Below are 18,757 nucleotides of genomic sequence, written 5' to 3'. Positions count from 1 at the left end.
CCGGCTGCTCAGAGCATGCAGCTGACGCAACCCTCGACCTCGGTGCCCTCGAGGGCCATCTGCCGGATGCGGATGTAGTAGATCGTCTTGATCCCCTTGCGCCACGCGTAGATCTGCGCGCGGTTGATGTCGCGCGTGCTGGCGGTGTCCTTGAAGAACAGGGTCAGGGACATGCCCTGGTCGACGTGCCGGGTCGCAGCGGCGTAGACGTCGATGATCTTCTCGGGGCCGATCTCGTACGCGTCCTGGTAGTACTCCAGGTTGTCGTTCGTCATGAACGGCGCCGGGTAGTAGACGCGGCCGAGCTTGCCCTCCTTGCGGATCTCGATCTTGGAGGCGATCGGGTGGATCGAGGAGGTCGAGTTGTTGATGTAGCTGATCGACCCCGTCGGCGGGACCGCCTGGAGGTTCTGGTTGAAGATCCCGTGCTCGACGACCGAGGCCTTCAGCCCGGCCCAGTCCGCGCGGGTCGGCAGTTCGACGCCGGCCTGGGCGAAGAGCTCGGCCACGCGCGGCGTGGCGGGCAGGAAGTCCTCTGTCACGTAGGGCTCGAAGAACGTGCCGTCGGCGTACTTGGAGTTCTCGAAGCCCTCGAACGTCTCGCCGCGCTCGATCGCGATCCTGTTGCTCGCCCGCAGGGCGTGGAACAGGACGGCCGCGAAGTAGACGTTCGTGAAGTCGATGCTCTCGGGGCTGCCGTAGTGCACCCGCTCACGGGCGAGGTAGCCGTGCAGGTTCATCTGGCCGAGGCCGATGGCGTGCGAGCGCGAGTTGCCGTGGGCCACGGACGGGACGGACTGGATGTCGCTGGCGACGGAGACCGCGGTGAGGGCACGGATGGCGGTCTCGACGCTCTGCCCGAGGTTCCCGCCGTCCATCGCCAGGGCGATGTTGAGCGACCCGAGGTTGCAGGAGATGTCCTTGCCGATCTCGGAGTACGTGAGGTCCTCGGCGAGGTGGCTCGGCGTGTTGACCTGGAGGATCTCCGAGCAGAGGTTCGACATGTTGATGCGGCCGGCGATCGGGTTGGCCCGGTTCACGGTGTCCTCGAACACGATGTACGGGTAGCCCGACTCGAACTGCAGCTCGGCGAGGGTCTGGAAGAACTCGCGGGCCGAGATCTGCGTCTTGCGGATGCGGTCGTCGGCCACCATCTCGCGGTAGTGCTCCGACACCGGGACGTCGCCGAAGGGCTTGCCGTACACGCGCTCCACGTCGTACGGGGAGAACAGGTGCATCGGCTCGTTGTTCTTGGCGAGCTCGAAGGTGATGTCCGGCACGACGACACCCAGGCTGAGCGTCTTGATGCGGATCTTCTCGTCCGCGTTCTCCCGCTTGGTGTCGAGGAAGCGCAGGATGTCCGGGTGGTGCGCCGAGAGGTAGACGGCACCGGCGCCCTGGCGGGCCCCGAGCTGGTTGGCGTAGGAGAAGGAGTCCTCGAGGAGCTTCATCACGGGGATGACGCCGGAGGACTGGTTCTGGATCTTCTTGATCGGCGCGCCGTACTCGCGGATGTTGCTCAGCAGCAGGGCGACGCCGCCCCCGCGCTTGGACAGCTGCAGGGCGGAGTTGATGCCACGGCCGATGGACTCCATGTCGTCCTCGATGCGCAGCAGGAAGCACGAGACGAGCTCGCCGCGCGATCCCTTGCCCGCGTTGAGGAACGTCGGCGTCGCCGGCTGGAAGCGGCCGGCGATGACCTCGTCGACGATGGCGGTGGCCAGCGCCTCGTCACCCACGGCGAGGGTGAGGGCCGTCATGACCGCGCGGTCCTCGAAGTTCTCGAGGTACTCCTTGCCGTCGAAGCTCTTCAGCGCGTAGCTCGTGTAGAACTTGAAGGCGCCGAGGAACGTCGCGAACCGGAACTTCGCGCCGTGGGCGCGGTCGGTCAGCGACCGGACGAACTCGGGCGAGTACTGGTCGAGCACGTGCTGCTCGTAGTACCCCTCCTCGACCATGTGCTGCAGCCGCGCCTCGAAGCTCTCGAAGCGGCGGGTGCGCGGGATGACGTGCTGGAGGAAGTACTGCCGGGCCGCCTCGATGTCCGCCCCGAACTGGATCTTCCCCTCGTCGTCCCAGAGGTTGAGCATCGCGTTGAGCGTGTGGTAGCTCGGCGAGCCCTGGGCCGGGACGGTGGCGAGCCCGGGGGCGTCGGAGGTGAGGGTCACAGGGAGTCCAATCCATCGCGGACGCGACGCACGTCGTCAGGCGTCCCGAAGAGTTCGAAGCGGTACAGGTGAGGCACCTGGCACTTGGCGGCGATGATGTCGCCCGCCAGTGCGTAGTGCTCGCCGAAGTTGGTGTTGCCGGCCCCGACGACGCCTCGGACGAGGGCGCGGTTGGCGGGGTCGTTGAGGAAGCGGATCACCTGCTTGGGGACCGCTCCGGCGCCGTTCCCCCCGCCGTAGGTGGGGACGATGAGGACGTACGGCTCGGTCACGGCGAGGGGTGCGTCACGGGCGTGGAGCGGGATCCGCAAGGCCGGCCGGTCGAGCTGGAGCTTGTCCACGAAGCGGTGGGTGTTGCCGGAGACGCTCGAGAAGTAGACGACGCCGGGGCTCACGGGAACTCCTGGGTGGGGCAGGTCAGACGGAGACGGCGGCCTTCGCCAGCGCGTCGATGCGGTCGGGACGGAAGCCCGACCAGTGGTCGGCACCGGCGACGACGACGGGGGCCTGGACGTACCCCAGCGAGCGCACCAGCGCGAGCGCGTCGGCGTCGGTCGTCACGTCGACGACGTCGTACGCCAGACCCTTGCGGTCGAGCGCACGGTAGGTGGCCTTGCACTGCACGCAGGACGGCGTGCTGTAGACGGTGATGCTCATCGGGTGTCCCTTCCCTCGGGTCTGTCTGTGGTGCCGGTGCCGTGTCGAGGACCTGAGCGGTTCCCCGTCCCGACGTCCCGTCCTGCTTCGGTGCTCTGAACACTACCCCTAGGGGGCGGTGTGGAAAACCGGCACAAGATGGTGTGTGACACCGGTGTGATTCGCGGCGTGACGGCTCTGGGTGGGCCTGCACGGAGCGCAAGCCCCTGACCTGCGACGACACCGTCCGTGCACCCCTGTGAGTGACACACGAAGTCATCAACTGAACACGGAGGGTGGTCGGCGTGTCGTTCCGCGTCGGCGTGTCCTCCACAGCCGTCCCCACCCCCGTCCCCACCTCGTCCACACCCTCCTCCACAACACCTGGGGTCGCCGCGGTCATCCCCCCACTAGATGTCGCGTCGCTCGACGGCGCCTCGCGGCCGGACGGAGGCCCGCGCGGCGGGTCCGGAAGGTGCCCCGGATCTCTCGCGCAGAGGACGAGGAGCGGTGGATTCACGCTGGAGCCCGCCCCTCGCCGCGGAACGGGACGGACGAGCGCCCCGGTCCGTGAAGATGGCCGGTTCTTCACGAGGAAGGACCCTTGCCCGCGCTGCGCGGCTCGGTCAGAGTGACGGCATCGGCGACGACGGCGACGACGGGAGATCCTCGGCATGTTCAGCAAGGTCCTGGTGGCCAACCGCGGTGAGATCGCAGTACGGGCGTTCCGGGCGGCCTACGAACTGGGCGCGCGGACCGTCGCGGTCTTCGCCCACGAGGACCGCGCGTCGGTCCACCGCCTCAAGGCGGACGAGTCCTACCTCATCGGCGAGCGCGGGCACCCCGTGCGCGCCTACCTCGACGTCGACGAGATCGTCCGCGTCGCCCGCGCCTCCGGGGCCGACGCGGTCTACCCCGGCTACGGCTTCCTGTCGGAGAACCCCGACCTGGCCCGGGCCTGCGCCGAGCACGGCATCACGTTCGTCGGCCCCCCGCCGGGCGTGCTGGAGATGGCCGGCAACAAGGTCACGGCGGTCGCCGCGGCCCGCGCGGCGGGCATCGCCACCAACCCCTCCTCCGCGCCGTCGGCGGACCCCGACGAGCTCGTCGCCGCCGCGGAGGCGGTCGGCTTCCCCGTCTTCGTCAAGGCCGTCGCCGGCGGCGGGGGCCGGGGCATGCGCCTCGTGGAGACGCCCGCGGCCCTGCCCGACGCCCTGGCGGCCGCCATGCGCGAGGCCGACGGCGCCTTCGGCGACCCGACCGTGTTCCTCGAACGGGCGGTCCTGCGCCCCCGCCACGTCGAGGTGCAGGTCCTGGCCGACGCCACCGGCGAGGTCGTCCACCTCTTCGAGCGGGACTGCTCCCTGCAGCGCCGCCACCAGAAGGTCATCGAACTGGCCCCGGCCCCGAACCTGGACGAGGCGGTCCGGCGGCGGCTGCACGCCGACGCCGTGGCCTTCGCCCGCGCGATCGGCTACGTCAACGCCGGGACCGTGGAGTTCCTCGTCGCCACCGCCGGTGAGCGCGCCGGCGAGCACGCGTTCATCGAGATGAACCCGCGCATCCAGGTCGAGCACACGGTGACCGAGGAGATCACCGACGTCGACCTCGTCCAGTCCCAGCTGCGCATCGCCGCGGGCGAGACGCTCGCCGACCTGGAGCTCTCGCAGGACACCCTGCAGGTGCGGGGCGCCGCGCTGCAGTGCCGGATCACGACCGAGGACCCCGCCAACGGGTTCCGGCCCGACACCGGCCGGATCTCCGCCTACCGCTCCGCCGGTGGCGCCGGGGTCCGGCTCGACGAGGGCAACGCCGTCGCCGGCGGCGAGGTGAGCGCCCACTTCGACTCGATGCTCGTCAAGCTCTCCTGCCGCGGTCGCGACTTCGCGACGGCGGCGGCGCGCGCCCGCCGCGCCCTCGCCGAGTTCCGCATCCGCGGGGTCACGACGAACATCTCCTTCCTGCAGGCCGTCCTGGAGGACCCCGACTTCCTCGCCGGGCGCGTCGACACGGGGTTCATCGCCGACCGGCCCGACCTCGCCGTGGCCCGGACGTCCAACGACCGCGGTACGCGGTTGCTGACCTTCCTCGCCGACGTCACCGTCAACCAGCCGCACGGTCCGGCCCCGAAGGGTGCCGGACGGGGGTCGTCACCCGTCGAGAAGCTGCCCCGCACCAGCACGGCGGGAGCGCCGCCGGCGGGGTCCAAGCAGCGCCTGGACCAGCTGGGCGCCGCGGGTTTCGCCGCCTGGCTGCGCGCCGAGCAGCGCGTGCACGTCACGGACACGACGTTCCGCGACGCCCACCAGTCGCTCCTGGCCACCCGGGTGCGCACCCGGGACCTGCTGGCCGTCGCCCCCACCGTCGCCCGCACGCTGCCGGACCTGCTGTCGCTGGAGTGCTGGGGCGGGGCCACGTACGACGTGGCCCTCCGGTTCCTCGGCGAGGACCCCTGGCACCGGCTGGCCGCCCTGCGCGAGGCGGTGCCGAACATCGCGCTGCAGATGCTCCTGCGCGGGCGCAACACCGTCGGGTACACCCCCTACCCCACCGAGGTCACCGACGCCTTCGTCGCCGAGGCCGCCGCGACGGGCGTCGACGTGTTCCGCATCTTCGACGCCCTCAACGACGTCGCGCAGGTCGAACCGGCCGTCAAGGCCGTCCGCCAGACCCCCGCCGTCGCCGAGGTCGCGCTCTGCTACACCGGCGACCTCGCCGACCCGGCAGAAACCCTCTACACGCTCGACTACTACCTGCGCCTGGCCGAGCAGTTCGTCCGCGCCGGCGGGCACGTCCTCGCGGTCAAGGACATGGCCGGTCTCCTCCGGCCGGCGGCGGCCACCCGGCTCGTGAGCGCCCTGCGCCGCGAGTTCGACCTGCCCGTGCACCTGCACACCCACGACACCGCGGGCGGGCAGCTGGCGACGCTCACGGCCGCCATCGCCGCGGGGGTCGACGCCGTCGACGTCGCGAACGCGGCGCTGTCCGGGACGACGAGCCAGCCGTCGATGTCCGCGCTCGTCGCCGCGACGGCTCACACCGAACGCGAGACGCCGCTGGACCTGCGGGCGGCCACCGACCTCGAACCGTACTTCGAGGCCGTCCGCCGCGTGTACGCGCCGTTCGAGTCGGGCCTGCCCGGTCCCACGGGCCGCGTGTACGACCACGAGATCCCCGGCGGTCAGCTGTCGAACCTGCGGCAGCAGGCGATCGCCCTGGGGCTCGGGGAGCGGTTCGAGCAGATCGAGGCGACCTACGCCGCCGCCGACCGCATCCTCGGCCGGCTCGTCAAGGTCACCCCGAGCTCGAAGGTCGTCGGCGACCTCGCGCTGCAGCTCGTCGCGCAGGGCGTCGACACCCCCGAGGCGTTCGCGAAGTTCGCCGACGACCCGGCCGCGTACGACGTGCCGGACTCCGTCATCGGGTTCCTCGCCGGCGACCTCGGAACTCCCCCGGGCGGCTGGCCGGAACCGTTCCGCTCCAAGGCGCTCGCGGGCCGGACGGTGAAACCCGCGACGGCGGCCCTCGCCGCCGAGGACGCCGCGCTGCTCGCCGTCCCCGGCCGGGAGCGGCAGAAGACGCTGAACCGCCTGCTGTTCCCCGGGCCGACGAAGGAGTACGAGACCCACCGGGCCACCTACGGCGACACGTCGGTCCTGGACACCCTCGACGCCCTCCACGGTCTGCGGCACGGCGTCGAGCACGTCATCCACCTCGAACCCGGTGTCGACCTCATCGCCGGCCTCGAAGCGGTGTCCGACGTCGACGACCACGGCATGCGCACGGTCCTCGCGACCCTCAACGGGCAGTTGCGGCCGCTGCAGGTGCGCGACCGGTCGGTGACCGTCGACGTGAAGGCCGCCGAGAAGGCCGACCCGACGAACCCCACGCACGTGGCCGCGCCGTACGCCGGGACCGTGACCCTCCAGGTCGCCGCCGGCGACACGGTGGAGGCGGGTCAGGTCGTCGCGACCATCGAGGCCATGAAGATGGAGGCCGCGATCACCGCCCCCCGCGCCGGCACCGTCACCCGGCTCGCGCTCGACGGTGTGCAGAACGTGGACGGCGGGGACCTGGTGCTCCTCGTCTCCTGACCGTGCGCCCGCGTTCAGACCACGACGTCGAACACGAGCACCCCGCCCTCGGCCAGCAAGGGCCTGACGAACTCCTTGAACCGCGCGTGCTCGGGGTCCTGGTGGGCGGGGTCGTCGACGACAGGGGTCCCGACGTAGAAGTTCCGGTCCCCCTCGGAGGCGAACGTCACGACGATCCCGTGCTCGAACCCGCCTCCGGCGCCTTCACCGCTCGTCTGGACGCCGGCCTCGATCGAGACGACGTAGGGCCGACCGTCGGGCCGGGGGCTGTCGGCCAGGGCCCGGAACCGCTGCAGCACCTCCTCCTTCTGCGCCGCCGTCACCTCGTCGTGGTAGCGGAAGAGGACGACGTGGCGGACGAGGCCGGGACGGAAGTCGCGGGCGGTGAACTCCTGCACGCCGACGTCGGCGAGCAGTCCGGCCAGGGGGTTCGACATGTCCGCACTGTGCCACGGGTGGTGCGCGGGGGCTGGTCAGAGGTGGGGACGCCGGCCCGTCGACCGGCGCACGACGAGTTCGGGTTCGAAGACGACCTGCTGGGCCGGACGTCCCTCCACCTGGGCCAGGAGCAGTTCGACCGCCGTGCGGCCCAGGAGTTCACGGGGCTGGCGCACCGAGGTCAGCGGGACGGTCGCGGTCGCCGCGAACCCGATGTCGTCGTAGCCGACGACGGCCAGTTCCTCCGGCACCCGCACCCCGCGGCGGACGCACTCGTTGAGCACCCCCAGCGCCAGCAGGTCGTTGGCGCAGAACACCGCCGTCGGCCGGTCCTGCACCGGGCCGGCGAGGATCTGGGCCGCGGCCTGCGACCCCGCCCGGACGGACATCACGGTGGCGTCGACGACCTGGACGACCCCCGCGGCGCCGACGGCCTCGCGCACCCCGCGCAGGCGGTCCTGCACCTGCCGCAGCGGCGCGGCGACCCCCACGTAGGCGATGGTCCGGTGCCCGGCCCCCACGAGGTGCTCCCCCGCGAGGCGGCCCCCCAGGACGTCGTCGACCGCGACCGAGGCCTGCGCGGCGACGCCCGCAGCGCCCCGGTCGACGAGCACGACGGGCGTGCCGTGGTCGCGCACCTCCGTGAGCGCGGCGCTCGGCGCGTCGCGGACGGGGGTGAGCAGGACGCCGAGGACGCGCTGCTGGTCCAGGCGCCGCAGGTGCCGCGCCTCCCGGTCGGCCGAGTTCGAGCTGTTGCACATGACGACGAGCGCGTCGTGCCGTTCGGCCAGTTCCTCGGCCCCGGCGATGACGTCGGTGAAGAAGGGGTTCGCGACGTCGAGGACGACCATCGCGATGGTGCGGCTGACCCCGGCGCGCAGCTGGCGCGCGGACTCGTTGCGGACGAACCCCAGCTCGGCGATCGCGTCCTGCACGCGGGTCCGCAGCGCGTCGGAGACCACCTCGGGCCGGTTGAGCACGTTGCTCACCGTGCCGAGGGACACCCCCGCCCGCTGGGCGACCTCCTTGACCGTGGCCATGACCTGAATGTCGCAGACGACGGGGCCGGGCTCAGCGCCGGGCCGTGCGTGCTGCGCGGTCGGCGGGGGTGTCGGCGGGCAGGTCCACGACCTCGCCGTAGCGCTCCTGCTCGATCTGCTGCAACGACTTCCCCTGGGTGCGCGGCGCGAACACCGTCCCGACGACGGCCGCCACCACGAGCAGCGCGATCATCAGCGTCCCGACGAAGGGGACGCCCTGCTCGCGCAGCAGGCTCGGGAACCAGTAGCTCAGGACGCCCACGGCGCACCGCGCGGCGAAGAAGAGGACGCCCTGGGCGCTGGCACGGTACGGCGTCGCGAACAACTCCGACGTCCACACGCTGTAGAAGGCCTGCGCCCCGATGCCCGCCCCCAGACCCCACAGCAGCGCGTAGCCCAGCAGCGTCGGCAGGGTCCCGTCGGCGAACACCAGCAGCGCCCAGGCCAGGACACCCATCACCGCGCCCACGGCGTACAGCAGGCGCCGGCTGACGCGGTCGCCGTAGCGCATGAACCCCGCGACGGTCGCCAGGCACGTGCAGGCCCAGACGAGGACCTGCAGCAGGTTCTGCTCGGTCGCGCTCTCGACGCCGGCCGCGGCGTAGACGCGGGGCATGAAGATCCCGGCCTGGCCGGCGACGGTGTTCCAGAACGCGTAGACCCCGAACAGGAACAGCAGGGCGGTGAGGTTCGCCCGGCGGGAGAACAACCCGCGCAGACCACCGACCCGCACGGGACCGGTCGCGGCGCGCTCGTCCTTCCAGATCGCCGACTCCGGCAACCCCTGCCGCACCCACCACGTGACCGCGGCGACGACGAACAGGTGGGCGAAGATCAACCGGTTGCCCAGCAGGCCGAGACCACCGAGCGCCACGGCGAGGGCGAAACCCACGACGGGACCGAGCGACCACGCGAGCTGCGCGGTGCCGACGCGCCGGGCGCGCTGGTCCGCGGGAGCTTCCTCCGCGATGTACGTCCAGGACGCCGGAACCCCGGCCCCGACGGCGATGCCCGTCAGCACGAACGCCACGAGCAGCATGGAGTAGCTGACGGCGAACGTCGCGAGCAGCACGCCCACCATGTAGAGGACGAGGTCGTAGGTGTAGATGAACTTGCGGCCCAGGCGGTCGCACAGCGGACCGCCGAGGGCCGCCCCCACCGCCGCCCCGAACGCGTTCGCGGACAGGGCGGCCAGCAGACCGACCGCGGTGTCGGAGACGCCGAACCGGTCCTGCCAGTTCGTCAGGCTCACGGCGATCGCGATGATCGACCCGGCCTCGATGTAGTTCGACATGGCGACCGCCACGGTCGCCTTCCAGCCCGTCGTCGACCTGGCCCCGAGCGCCATCGCCCGCTCCTCTCGTCGTGTCGTGTCGTGTCCCGCCCCGCCTCGCGCGGGTTCCCCGCGGGGTCAGTCGAGGTGGAAGTACTCCACGAGCCGTTCGCGCGGCCGCTCGCCGTCCGGGCCGGGCTCGCCCTCGGGCGGCAGGAAGTAGCGCGACATGGTCGCCTCCCACCGCGCGGAGACGTCCTGCGCGTCCATGGCGGCCGTCGCGGTCTCGAAGTCGTCGGTCTCGCAGTACCCGACGACGAGCCCGTCCTGCGCGCGCAGGAAGAGCGAGTAGTTGCGCCACCCCGTGCGGCGCAACCCGTCCAGCACCTCGGGCCAGACGTCCTCGTGGACCCGCAGGTACTCCTCCACGAGCTCGGGCCGCAGGTGCAGCAGGAAGCACGCCCGTTCCACCACCACGTCACCCCGGTCTCCGTCGACCCGCTCTGACACGATTCAAAGCGTCGGGTGAGAGTCTGGACGCCGCTTTCCCACCGCGTCAAGGAGCGCGCGACACCCGTCCGGGCGACAAGTCGGGCCCGACCGATCAAGAGTGGGGCCGTGGCCGCCGATGAGCCGGGTGTGAGCGACACCTACCGTCTCGTGACCCGCAGCGACTTCGACGGGCTCGTCTGCGCCGTCCTGCTGCGCCAGCTCGACCTCGTCGACGAGATCACCTTCGTGCACCCCAAGGACGTGCAGGACGGCGTCGTGGAGGTGACGGGCCGGGACATCCTCACGAACCTGCCCTACGACCCGCGGGCGCACCTCGTCTTCGACCACCACCACTCCGAGACGCTGCGCAACGCCGGGGCCACCAACCACGTCATCGACGCCGACGCCCCGTCCGCCGCGCGCGTCGTGTACGACCACTTCGGGGGCCCGGACCGCTTCCCCAAGATCTCCGACGAGCTGATGCGCGCCGTCGACCAGGCCGACGCCGCGCAGTACGACGTCAGCGAGATCCTCGAACCCACCGGCTGGACCCTGCTGAACTTCCTCATGGACTCGCGCACGGGTCTGGGGCGGTTCCGCGACTTCCGCATCTCGAACTACCAGTTGATGATGCAGCTGATCGACGCCTGCATCGACTACCAGGACGTCGAGGAGATCCTCGCGCTGCCCGACGTGGCCGAGCGCGTCGAGCTGTTCCAGGCGCAGGCGGACCTGTTCATGGCCCAGCTCGAGCGCGTCACCACCCTCCACGGCGACGTGGCGGTCCTGGACCTGCGCGAGGAGGAGACGATCCACGCCGGGAACCGGTTCTTCGTCTACGCCCTCTTCCCCCAGGCACGGGTCTCGATGCACGTCATGTGGGGCCGGGCCAAGCTCAACACCGTCTTCGCCATCGGCAAGTCGATCGTGGACCGCACCTCACCCGTCGACGTCGGCGGGGTGTGCCTGGAGTACGGCGGTGGCGGGCACCTCGCGGCCGGCACCTGCCAGGTGCCGCACGAGGACTCCGAGCGCGTGCTCGGCGAACTCGTCGGGAAGCTGCGCGCCCGTTGACCCCCGTCCCGTGCTCCTAGACTCCGGTCCCGGAGGTGGGGTGTGGGCGATCACGGGGTGGACCACGAGGAGGACGCGGCGGCGGGCGGCGACGCCGGACGCGGGCCGGTCAAGTCGGCCGAGCGCACCGTCCGGATCCTGCAGGCCCTGGCGCAACCGCCCTACGTCCTGACGGTGGCGCAGCTGCAGGAGCGCACCGGGTACCCGCGCTCGTCCCTGCACGCGTTGCTGCGCACCCTCGTGGACCTGCGGTGGATCGAACCCCCGGCCGGGCCGGCGGACGGGTACGGCATCGGGTCGCAGGCGCTGCTCACCGGGACGGCGTACCTCGACCGTGATCCGGCGCTGCCCCACGCGCTCGCGGCCGTCGAGGCCGTGCGGGACGAGACGCGCTGCACGACCCACGTCGCGCGGCTGGAACCGGGCGGCGCGGGACCGGGGAGGGGGGCCGGGAACGTCGTGTACCTCGCCACGCGCGAGGCCCCCGACGCGCACCGGACCCACTCCCGCGTCGGCCGGTTCCTGCCGGCGTACGCGACCGCCCTCGGCAAGGCGCTGCTGTCGGAACGGACCGCGACCGAACTCGACACCCTCCTGCCCGGTGACGTCCTCCCCGCGCTGACGCCGGACACCGTCCCCGACCGGACCGCCCTGGAGGCCGAACTCGCCGAGGTCCGCCGGCGTGGGTGGGCCGTGGAACGCGGTCAGAACCTGCCCGGGACGGTCTGCGTCGGCGTCCGCGTGGAGTACCGCATCCCGGCGACGGACGCGCTCAGCTGCAGCCTGCCCGCCGAGGTCGCCACCGACGCCGAGGTCGAGCGCGTCGCCGGGGTGCTCGTGCGGGCCGCGGGCCGGCTGGCAGCCGACCTGCGGGCGGCCGGCATCCGCTGAACCCGGGGGCTCACGTCCCCAGGCACGACCCCGTCCCCAGGGTTGCGAGCCCGGTCAGGTCGCCTGCGGCGTAGTCGGTGACGCCCGACATCGACGGGTTCATGAGCTGGCCGGGGTCGTTGACGTGGTCGAGCCCGACGAGGTGGGCGAACTCGTGCAGCCAAACCGACTCCATGAGCGCGGCCTCGGCCGGCCGGGAGGGGTCGAGCGAGGCGCCGTCCACCGTGAGCCCGACCGTGCCGGACACGTCCACAGTGCGTCCGGCCGGGGTGGTGACGGTGATCGGGCCGGCGCGGCCCATGACACGGGACTCCCCCTCGGGTTCCTCCGCGTGCTCGGCCGGCAGGTTCCAGCGCACGAGGACGGGCGCCCACGAGGACCGGATCCACCCCTCCTGCACCGGTGAGGTGCGGTCGGTGTCGTCGGTCTCGCCGTCGTCGACGAACTGCAGACCCGTGGCCCGGCTGACGCGCGCGACGGCCGCGTCGAGCACGGCCCGCCCACCCTCGGGCATCCCCGCGGGGTTGACGACGAAGTGCACGGGCCGGCAGGGGTCCCAGCGGACGGGCTGTCCGTCGGCGTCGGTGGCGAGGGGTTTCCAGTGGTCGCTGCCGACGGCGACGGGGGCGGGGGTGCCGAGCGGGGTGTCCTGCCCGTCCCGCGCGACCGGGAACGCGGCGGTGGTCCCGGCCGGTGCACCCGCCGTGGACGTGACGTCCCCCAGGGCGCCGGCCCCGACGGCGAGGACGAGGACCGCGGCCGCCACGGCACCCAGCACGAGCGGCCGGCGACGGCGACGGCGGACCCGAGCGGTGGGAGCGCTGAGCCAGCCGGTGTCGGCGACGGTCCGACCGGTCGCCTCGTCGAGGACCCACTGCGGGACGCGGCCGGTCGGGGACCGGGGGACGTCGGGGAGGTCGGGCGGGTGGAGCGGGTCGACCGGTGGCACCCCACCAGCATCACCCGGTGACTCCCCTGCGGGGGCCCGTCACGGGACCGGGTGCCCCGGACGGCTCAGCGGCGGGGCACGAAGCGGAACAGGCCGGCGGCGGCGGCCACCGCCAGCACCGCGACCCCTCCGGTGGCGAGGACCAGTCCACCGGCACCCGCGAGCGCCCCCACGAGCAGCGGCCCCGACGCGGCGCCGGTGTCCGTCACCAGCCGCCACGCCCCGAGGAACACCGCCCGGCCGCCGGGTGGGGCGTGGTCCGCGCCGAGCGTCATGACGAGGCCGGCGCCCATGCCGTTGCCGAACCCCATGACGATGCCGACGAGCGCGACCGTCACAGCGCTGTGGGAGAACGGCAGCAGGACGTGACCGACGGCGAGCACGAGCATCGACGGCACCCCCACGGCCGCGCGGCCGACCCGGTCCATGACGGAACCGGCCGGGTAGAAGAGCAGCATGTCGACGGCCCCGGAGACCCCCGCGACGAGGCTCGTCGTCGTGGCGTCGAGACCCACGTGGTCGCACCACAGCGGGAGCACGGTCTGCCGTGACTGACGCACGGCCTGGACCGCGAGCGCCGCGACCCCGAGCGTGGCGAGCAGCCGGGCGTGGGCGCGGAAGACCTCGCGCAACGTCGGCGCCGGACCGTGGTCGGCCTCGTCGAGCTCGGGGTCGGGCAGGAGGAGGACGACGGCGGCGGCGAGCGCGCAGGCGACGACGGCCACGGCGTAGGAACCGCGCACCCCGGCCACGGCGCTGCCCGCGGCGCCGAGGAAGGGACCGACGAACGTCCCGATGCGTCCGACGCCCCCGAGGGTGGACAGGGCCCGGGCGCGCAGGTGCGGCGGGGCGGCGGCCGTGAGGAAGGACTGCCGCGCCAGACCCCACACGGCGGCGGCCAGGCCGAGGGCCAGGACGCAGACCGCGAGGACGGGTTCGGACGGCGCGACGGCTGCCCCCGCGAGCGCGAGGGCGGAGAGGACCGCCGCGGCGAGCATGGCGACGCGTTCACCGGTGCGGGTGACGAGGGCACCGGCGGGCAGGGCGCCCGCCACCTGCCCGACGCCGAGGAGGGCGACGACGACGGCCGACACCGCGACGGAGGCGCCGAGGTCGCGGGCCGTGAGGGGCAGGACGGGGAGGACAGCGCCCTGGCTGGTGCTGAAGAGCGCCGCGGGGGCGTACACCGCGGCGAGGGAGCGCCACCCGCCGAGGACGGGTCCGGACGGGGTGGGCACCGCAGCACCCTCGCAGAGGTTCCCCCGGAACGCCCCACCACCACGGAGGACCCCGACCCGGGCGGGTCGGGGTCCTGCGCGGCGAACCGGCCGGCGGGAACCTCAGCGAGCGAGGGCGAACTCGGCGGTGCGGGCGCCGCGGGTGCGCAGGACGATCCCGGCGGAGCGGGCCAGCAGCATCCCGAGGACGGAGAAGACGATGGCGTTGCCGATGACCGCGGCGATGTCGCCCACCGCGACGCCGTGCAGGTACAGCCAGGTGCCCCACTGCTGTCCGAACGAGTGCTGGGCGCCGTAGCTGACGACGAACCGCAGGACGCAGGCGCCGATCCAGAAGGCGAGGTAGCCGGCGCCGATGCGGGTGACGACCTCGCCGGTGGCCTCGTCGCGGCCGACGCGGGCCAGGGCGACGGCGCCGGCTCCCAGCGCGAGGCCGGCCAGGGCGCCGGCCACCTCGACGGCGAGCCCGACGCCGTGGGTCACGACGTGGGAGGCGAAGCACAGGGCGATGGGGCCACCGATGAGCAGCGGCCGCAGCACGCGCCCCCACCCGACGGGACGGACGCCGCGGTCGGCCAGCAGCGTCGTGACGATCATCGTGAGGCTGATGAGGAGGGAGGTGGTGAGGTCCATCGGGGGCTCCTGGTGGTCGACGGTCGCGGTGTGGACACGAGGACCGTCCCGCGGGTGGGCACCCCCGGGCATCGATCGCTGGGCCGGTCACGGGTGGATCCCCCGGGTGGAGGGACCTCCACCCGCTACCGGTGGGCGCGCGCCGGGATCTGGGTGGCGAGCTTGCCGCCGGAGACGTCGACGAGGGTGCCGGTGATGTAGGAGGCGGCGTCGCTGGCGAGGAACACGAGCAGGTCCGCAACGTCGTCGGGGCTCTCCCACCGCCGCAGGGAGAGGGTGTCGAGGAGTTCGCCCGCGGCGGCCGGCGGCAGGTCGGCGAAACCGTTCATGGCGGTGGGGACCATGCCGGGGGCGTAGGCGTTGACGGTGACCTCGTACGGGCCGAGTTCGGAGGCCAGGACGCGCGTGAACTGGACGACGGCGGCCTTGGAGGCCGCGTAGGCGGCGCTGCCGACGCTGGGGACGATCGCGGCGAAGGACGCGGCGTTGAGGATGCGCCCGCGGCGGCGCGGTTTCATCACCTCGGCGACGGCCTGGCTGACGAGGAACACCCCGCCCACGTTGACCTCCAGGCACCGGCGGAACCGGTCCCAGGTGAGGTCGGCGACCCGGCCGTCGACGTTGATCCCGGCGTTGTTCACGAGGACGTCGATCGTTCCCCAGCGGTCGACGACGGTGTCGACGGCGGCCTGCACGGACACCGGATCGGTGACGTCGCAGGCGGTCCGGACGATCCCCTGCGGGAGGTCGTCCTCGAAGGCGAGGTCGAGGGCCGCGACGTGCGCGCCCTCGGCGGCGAACCGCTGCGCCAGCGTGCGGCCGATGCCGCGGCCGGCGCCGGTGACGACGACGACGCGGTCGGACAGGTCGAGGTGCACGGGGAGGTCCTCTCGTCGGTGAGCCAGCGCAATGAGCATACTGTTGATGAGCACACTGTTCAGGTGGACGGGCGAGCGGAGGAGACGGGCGTGGAACGGGTCCTGTGGATCACGGGAGCGGGATCGGGCATGGGGCGGGCGGTCGCGCGCTCGGCCGTGGCGGCGGGCTGGACGGTGGCCCTCAGCGGCCGGCGCGCGGACGCACTGCACGAGACGGCGGTCGCAGCGGGCGGCACCTGCCTCGAACTCCCCCTCGACGTGCGCGACGGCGAGGCCGTCCGCGCCGCCCGGGAACGGGTCGTCGGCGAGTTCGGACGGATCGACGGGCTCGTGCTCGCCGCCGGGAGGAACACGCCGCGGCGGAACTGGGACGACCAGGAGATCGCCACGTTCCACGACGTCGTCGCCGTGAACCTCGGCGCCGTCGTCACGGTGCTCGACGCGACGCTGCCGGACCTGCGCGCGAGTTCCGGGGTCGCCGTCGTCGTGTCGTCGTACGCGGGGTGGTCGTTCCACCCGAGCGCGGGGGTCGCCTACTCCGCCAGCAAGACCGCCCTCGGGTCGGTCGTCCGGACCCTCAACGCGACGGAGGCCGGGCACGGGGTGCGCGCCTGCCACCTGTGCCCCGGGGACGTCGCGACGGACTTCCTCGACCAGCGTCCGAACGTCCCCGACGCCGCGGCCCGCGAGCGCATGCTCACGCCCGACGACATCGCGCGCACGGTGCAGTTCGTGCTCGACTCCCCCGCCCACGTCCGGATCGACGAACTCGTCGTCTCGCCCGTCGTCCAGCGGTGAGCAGCCCCGCGTTCGCGCGGGTCCTCGACCACGTGGGCGCGGCCGTGGTCGCGGGCGACCTGCCGACGGGCGCGCGGACCTCGGTCGACGCGCTCGTCGAGGAGACCCTCGCCTCGCGCAGCATCGTCCGCGAGGCCACCCGGGTGCTCGTGGCCCTCGGGTTCCTCACGGCGGGCCCGCGCGTCGGTCTCGTGGTGCAGCCGAGGGAACGGTGGAACCTGCTCGACCCGCACGTGGTGCGCTGGCGCCTGGCCGGACCGGACCGCGCGGACCAGCTGCGGGAGCTGCGGGAACTGCGCGAGGCCGTCGAACCCGCTGCGGCGCAGGCGGCGGCCCGGCGGGCGGACGCGGCGACGCGGGACCGGCTGCGAGGACTGGCCGCCGCGTTCGGCGCCGCGCCGCAGGAGTTCGCCCGCTGGGACGCGGCCCTGCACGAGGAGGTGCTGCGCGCGTGCGGGAACCCGATGGTCGTGACGCTCGGCGCCGTCGTCGCACTCGCCGTCCGCGACCGTGCGACCGTCCCCCCGCGGGCCCGCGACGTGCGGCTGCACGCCGACCTGGCGGCGGCGGTCGCCGACGGCGACGCCACCGCGGCGGGTGCGCTCGTGCGCGAGATCGTCACCCGCACCTCACGGCAGTGAGTCGACGACCTCCACCAGCGGCGCGTACAGCCGCAGCGCGTCGAGGGCCCGGACGTGGTCGTCGTCGCTCGCCCCGGCGCACGCGTCGGCGACGACCGTGACCCCCACGCCGTCGTCGGCGGCCGGCAGGACGGTGGACAGGACGCAGCAGTCGGTCGAGACCCCGCCGACGACGAGGGGCGCCCCGCCCGTCACGGCCGCCAGCTCGGGGCCCCACTTGCCGAACGTCGTGCGCGTCACGACCTCGAACCCGCTGCCCGCGAACGGGTCCACGAGGTCGTAGAGGGGGTCGTCGGCGGGGACGAGGGCGAAGGGGAACCGCTCGTAGTACGGACCCCACGCGCCGGTCGGCCGTTCGGGCGCGACGAAGCGGGTGAGGACGACGCGCGGTGCGAAGCGTTCGGCGAGCCGGGCGCAGGTCGCGGCCGCGGCGTCGAAGCGTGGGGCCGCCCACGGGCTGTCGGGCGCGCCGAAGATGCGCTGCAGGTCGACGAGCACGAGCCAGGGGTCGGTCACGTCCGCGACGTTACCCGGGGACGTGCACCCCGCCCGTGCGGCACAGTGCAGTCGTGAGCACTCGACAGCTGATCTCCAGCGGGGGTCCGTGGGAGGCCGCGGTCGGCTACTCGCGCGCCGTCCGCGTCGGCGACCACGTGAGCGTCGCCGGCACCACCGCCGCCACGCCCGACGGTCCGGCCGGCGGTGACGACCTCGCCGAGCAGACCCGCGTCAGCCTCACGCGGATCCGGGCGGCCCTGCTGGAGGCCGGCGCGACCCTCGAGGACGTCGTGCGGACCCGCATGTTCGTCACCGACATCTCGCGCTGGGAGGAGGTCGGGCGCGTGCACGGCGAGTTCTTCGGGCACGTCCGGCCCGCCTCGACCATGGTCGAGGTGCGCGCCCTCATCGACCCCCGGCTGCTCGTCGAGATCGAGGCGGACGCCGTCATCGTCCGGTGACGGGGCGCAGGTGCTCGGCCTCCACCCACGCCTCGACGACGACGGGCTCCTCCCCCGGCACGACGTAGACGACGCGCCCGCGCCAGCCCTCAGGTCCGCGCACCCACGCCACCACGACTCCCGGCCACGGCTCACCCCCGTCGGGGGCCTGGACCCAGCAGTGCCGGGCGGCGGGCAGCTCCCCGCGGGTCTGCTGCTCGCTCAGGACCTGCTGCCGGCGCACGACCTCGTAGAGGGGGCGCTGCCCGTTCCTGCGCAACTGTCCCCCCGCCACCCGACCACTGTGCCAGAGTTCGAACACCTGTACGAAGTGGTCGCGTGGAGCTGCTCAACGAGACTGTGATGTCTCAGGACATCGGTGACAGTTCTGCATCAAGACATCGGTGACACTTCATGTGTCAAGACTTCGGTGACAGTCGCAGGGCTGAGTAGGTGCCGGTCGCCACGACTGCGCGCACAACGCGGGATGACCGTGACGTCCCTCTGTGGTCACGGCTGAGGAAAGTCTCCTGCGGCCAATCGACGGTGCACGTCCTCCAGGGCGGTCCTCGGTTT

The 18,757-nt window shown here is 72.9% G+C and carries 19 protein-coding genes; 6 read left to right on the top strand and 13 right to left on the bottom strand.

Annotated features, from left to right (window positions below):
* Positions 1-8 precede the first annotated feature (8 nt).
* The 3 genes from nrdE to nrdH all read right to left on the bottom strand — a co-directional run bounded on the left by nrdE (position 9) and on the right by nrdH (position 2,825).
* Positions 9-2,090 (bottom strand): class 1b ribonucleoside-diphosphate reductase subunit alpha, encoded by a 2,082-nt coding sequence (gene nrdE / locus AB0637_RS20350; protein ID WP_366174538.1) that lies wholly within the window; start codon positions 2,088-2,090, stop codon positions 9-11.
* Between the two features lie 74 nt (positions 2,091-2,164).
* Positions 2,165-2,584, bottom strand: coding sequence for a class Ib ribonucleoside-diphosphate reductase assembly flavoprotein NrdI (gene nrdI / locus AB0637_RS20345; RefSeq protein WP_366174537.1), 420 nt, complete (start codon positions 2,582-2,584; stop codon positions 2,165-2,167).
* Position 2,585: 1 nt separating this feature from the next.
* Positions 2,586-2,825, bottom strand: coding sequence for a glutaredoxin-like protein NrdH (gene nrdH / locus AB0637_RS20340; protein ID WP_366174512.1), 240 nt, complete (start codon positions 2,823-2,825; stop codon positions 2,586-2,588).
* A gap of 653 nt (positions 2,826-3,478) precedes the next feature.
* Here nrdH and AB0637_RS20335 point away from each other — a divergent pair.
* Positions 3,479-6,898: a pyruvate carboxylase gene (locus tag AB0637_RS20335; protein ID WP_366174511.1), complete on the top strand. Its 3,420-nt coding sequence runs from the start codon at positions 3,479-3,481 to the stop codon at positions 6,896-6,898.
* Between the two features lie 14 nt (positions 6,899-6,912).
* Here AB0637_RS20335 and AB0637_RS20330 read toward each other — a convergent pair whose 3' ends face one another.
* The 4 genes from AB0637_RS20330 to AB0637_RS20315 all read right to left on the bottom strand — a co-directional run bounded on the left by AB0637_RS20330 (position 6,913) and on the right by AB0637_RS20315 (position 10,123).
* Entirely contained in the window at positions 6,913-7,335 is a 423-nt protein-coding gene (locus tag AB0637_RS20330; RefSeq protein ID WP_366174510.1) for a Dabb family protein, read from the bottom strand.
* Positions 7,336-7,371: 36 nt separating this feature from the next.
* Complete coding sequence (locus tag AB0637_RS20325; RefSeq protein ID WP_366174509.1) at positions 7,372-8,376, bottom strand: LacI family DNA-binding transcriptional regulator; 1,005 nt, start codon at positions 8,374-8,376, stop codon at positions 7,372-7,374.
* A 31-nt stretch (positions 8,377-8,407) separates the two neighbouring features.
* Complete coding sequence (locus AB0637_RS20320; RefSeq protein ID WP_366174508.1) at positions 8,408-9,724, bottom strand: MFS transporter; 1,317 nt, start codon at positions 9,722-9,724, stop codon at positions 8,408-8,410.
* Between the two features lie 63 nt (positions 9,725-9,787).
* Positions 9,788-10,123: an L-rhamnose mutarotase gene (locus AB0637_RS20315; RefSeq protein WP_366174507.1), complete on the bottom strand. Its 336-nt coding sequence runs from the start codon at positions 10,121-10,123 to the stop codon at positions 9,788-9,790.
* Positions 10,124-10,288: 165 nt separating this feature from the next.
* Between AB0637_RS20315 and AB0637_RS20310 the strand changes: the two genes are divergently transcribed.
* On the top strand, positions 10,289-11,215 hold the full coding sequence (locus AB0637_RS20310) for an exopolyphosphatase (protein WP_366174506.1): 927 nt from the start codon (positions 10,289-10,291) through the stop codon (positions 11,213-11,215).
* 42 nt (positions 11,216-11,257) lie between these two features.
* Positions 11,258-12,106 (top strand): IclR family transcriptional regulator, encoded by an 849-nt coding sequence (locus AB0637_RS20305; RefSeq protein ID WP_366174505.1) that lies wholly within the window; start codon positions 11,258-11,260, stop codon positions 12,104-12,106.
* A gap of 10 nt (positions 12,107-12,116) precedes the next feature.
* On the opposite strand, the gene AB0637_RS20300 is transcribed toward AB0637_RS20305, so the two are convergent.
* The 4 genes from AB0637_RS20300 to AB0637_RS20285 all read right to left on the bottom strand — a co-directional run bounded on the left by AB0637_RS20300 (position 12,117) and on the right by AB0637_RS20285 (position 15,804).
* The gene (locus AB0637_RS20300) at positions 12,117-13,055 is read right to left on the bottom strand and encodes a matrixin family metalloprotease (protein ID WP_366174504.1); all 939 of its coding nucleotides are present in this window, start codon (positions 13,053-13,055) and stop codon (positions 12,117-12,119) included.
* A 65-nt stretch (positions 13,056-13,120) separates the two neighbouring features.
* Positions 13,121-14,293, bottom strand: coding sequence for an MFS transporter (locus AB0637_RS20295; RefSeq protein WP_366174503.1), 1,173 nt, complete (start codon positions 14,291-14,293; stop codon positions 13,121-13,123).
* A 102-nt stretch (positions 14,294-14,395) separates the two neighbouring features.
* A complete protein-coding gene (locus AB0637_RS20290) occupies positions 14,396-14,926 on the bottom strand; it encodes a hypothetical protein (protein ID WP_366174502.1) in 531 nt (176 codons plus the stop codon).
* 125 nt (positions 14,927-15,051) lie between these two features.
* Positions 15,052-15,804, bottom strand: a complete 753-nt coding sequence (locus tag AB0637_RS20285; protein ID WP_366174501.1) for an SDR family NAD(P)-dependent oxidoreductase — start codon at positions 15,802-15,804, stop codon at positions 15,052-15,054.
* Between the two features lie 63 nt (positions 15,805-15,867).
* Here AB0637_RS20285 and AB0637_RS20280 point away from each other — a divergent pair, with 63 nt between their 5' ends.
* Together AB0637_RS20280 and AB0637_RS20275 are read left to right on the top strand one after the other, a co-directional pair.
* Positions 15,868-16,602 (top strand): SDR family NAD(P)-dependent oxidoreductase, encoded by a 735-nt coding sequence (locus AB0637_RS20280; protein WP_366174500.1) that lies wholly within the window; start codon positions 15,868-15,870, stop codon positions 16,600-16,602.
* The gene (locus tag AB0637_RS20275) at positions 16,599-17,243 is read left to right on the top strand and encodes an FCD domain-containing protein (protein ID WP_366174499.1); all 645 of its coding nucleotides are present in this window, start codon (positions 16,599-16,601) and stop codon (positions 17,241-17,243) included. The genes AB0637_RS20280 and AB0637_RS20275 overlap by 4 nt, the downstream gene beginning before the upstream one ends.
* Here the strand turns inward: AB0637_RS20275 and AB0637_RS20270 are convergent.
* Positions 17,232-17,759 carry an isochorismatase family protein gene (locus AB0637_RS20270; RefSeq protein WP_366174498.1) on the bottom strand — a complete coding sequence of 176 codons (528 nt, stop codon included), beginning with the start codon at positions 17,757-17,759 and terminating at the stop codon, positions 17,232-17,234. The two genes, AB0637_RS20275 and AB0637_RS20270, sit on opposite strands and share 12 nt — an antisense overlap.
* A gap of 53 nt (positions 17,760-17,812) precedes the next feature.
* Here AB0637_RS20270 and AB0637_RS20265 point away from each other — a divergent pair, with 53 nt between their 5' ends.
* Positions 17,813-18,202, top strand: a complete 390-nt coding sequence (locus AB0637_RS20265; protein WP_366174497.1) for a RidA family protein — start codon at positions 17,813-17,815, stop codon at positions 18,200-18,202.
* Here the strand turns inward: AB0637_RS20265 and AB0637_RS20260 are convergent.
* Positions 18,189-18,476, bottom strand: a complete 288-nt coding sequence (locus tag AB0637_RS20260; RefSeq protein ID WP_366174496.1) for a hypothetical protein — start codon at positions 18,474-18,476, stop codon at positions 18,189-18,191. The two genes, AB0637_RS20265 and AB0637_RS20260, sit on opposite strands and share 14 nt — an antisense overlap.
* Between the last annotated feature and the right edge of the window lie 281 nt (positions 18,477-18,757).

This window comes from Kineococcus sp. NPDC059986 (assembly GCF_040702905.1).
GTDB lineage: Bacteria > Actinomycetota > Actinomycetes > Actinomycetales > Kineococcaceae > Kineococcus.
Note: the sequence above shows the minus strand (reverse complement) of the source record. Positions and strands in the feature narration are given on the sequence as shown.

Bases quoted from the DNA above. Each gene is read 5' to 3' on its own strand.
- nrdE (WP_366174538.1), bottom strand. From the start codon at position 2,090: ATGCTCAACCTCTGGGACGACGAGGGGAAGATCCAGTTCGGGGCGGAC.
- nrdH (WP_366174512.1), bottom strand. From the start codon at position 2,825: ATGAGCATCACCGTCTACAGCACGCCGTCCTGCGTGCAGTGCAAGGCC.
- AB0637_RS20335 (WP_366174511.1), top strand. From the start codon at position 3,479: ATGTTCAGCAAGGTCCTGGTGGCCAACCGCGGTGAGATCGCAGTACGG.
- AB0637_RS20330 (WP_366174510.1), bottom strand. From the start codon at position 7,335: ATGTCGAACCCCCTGGCCGGACTGCTCGCCGACGTCGGCGTGCAGGAG.
- AB0637_RS20325 (WP_366174509.1), bottom strand. From the start codon at position 8,376: ATGGCCACGGTCAAGGAGGTCGCCCAGCGGGCGGGGGTGTCCCTCGGC.
- AB0637_RS20320 (WP_366174508.1), bottom strand. From the start codon at position 9,724: ATGGCGCTCGGGGCCAGGTCGACGACGGGCTGGAAGGCGACCGTGGCG.
- AB0637_RS20290 (WP_366174502.1), bottom strand. From the start codon at position 14,926: ATGGACCTCACCACCTCCCTCCTCATCAGCCTCACGATGATCGTCACG.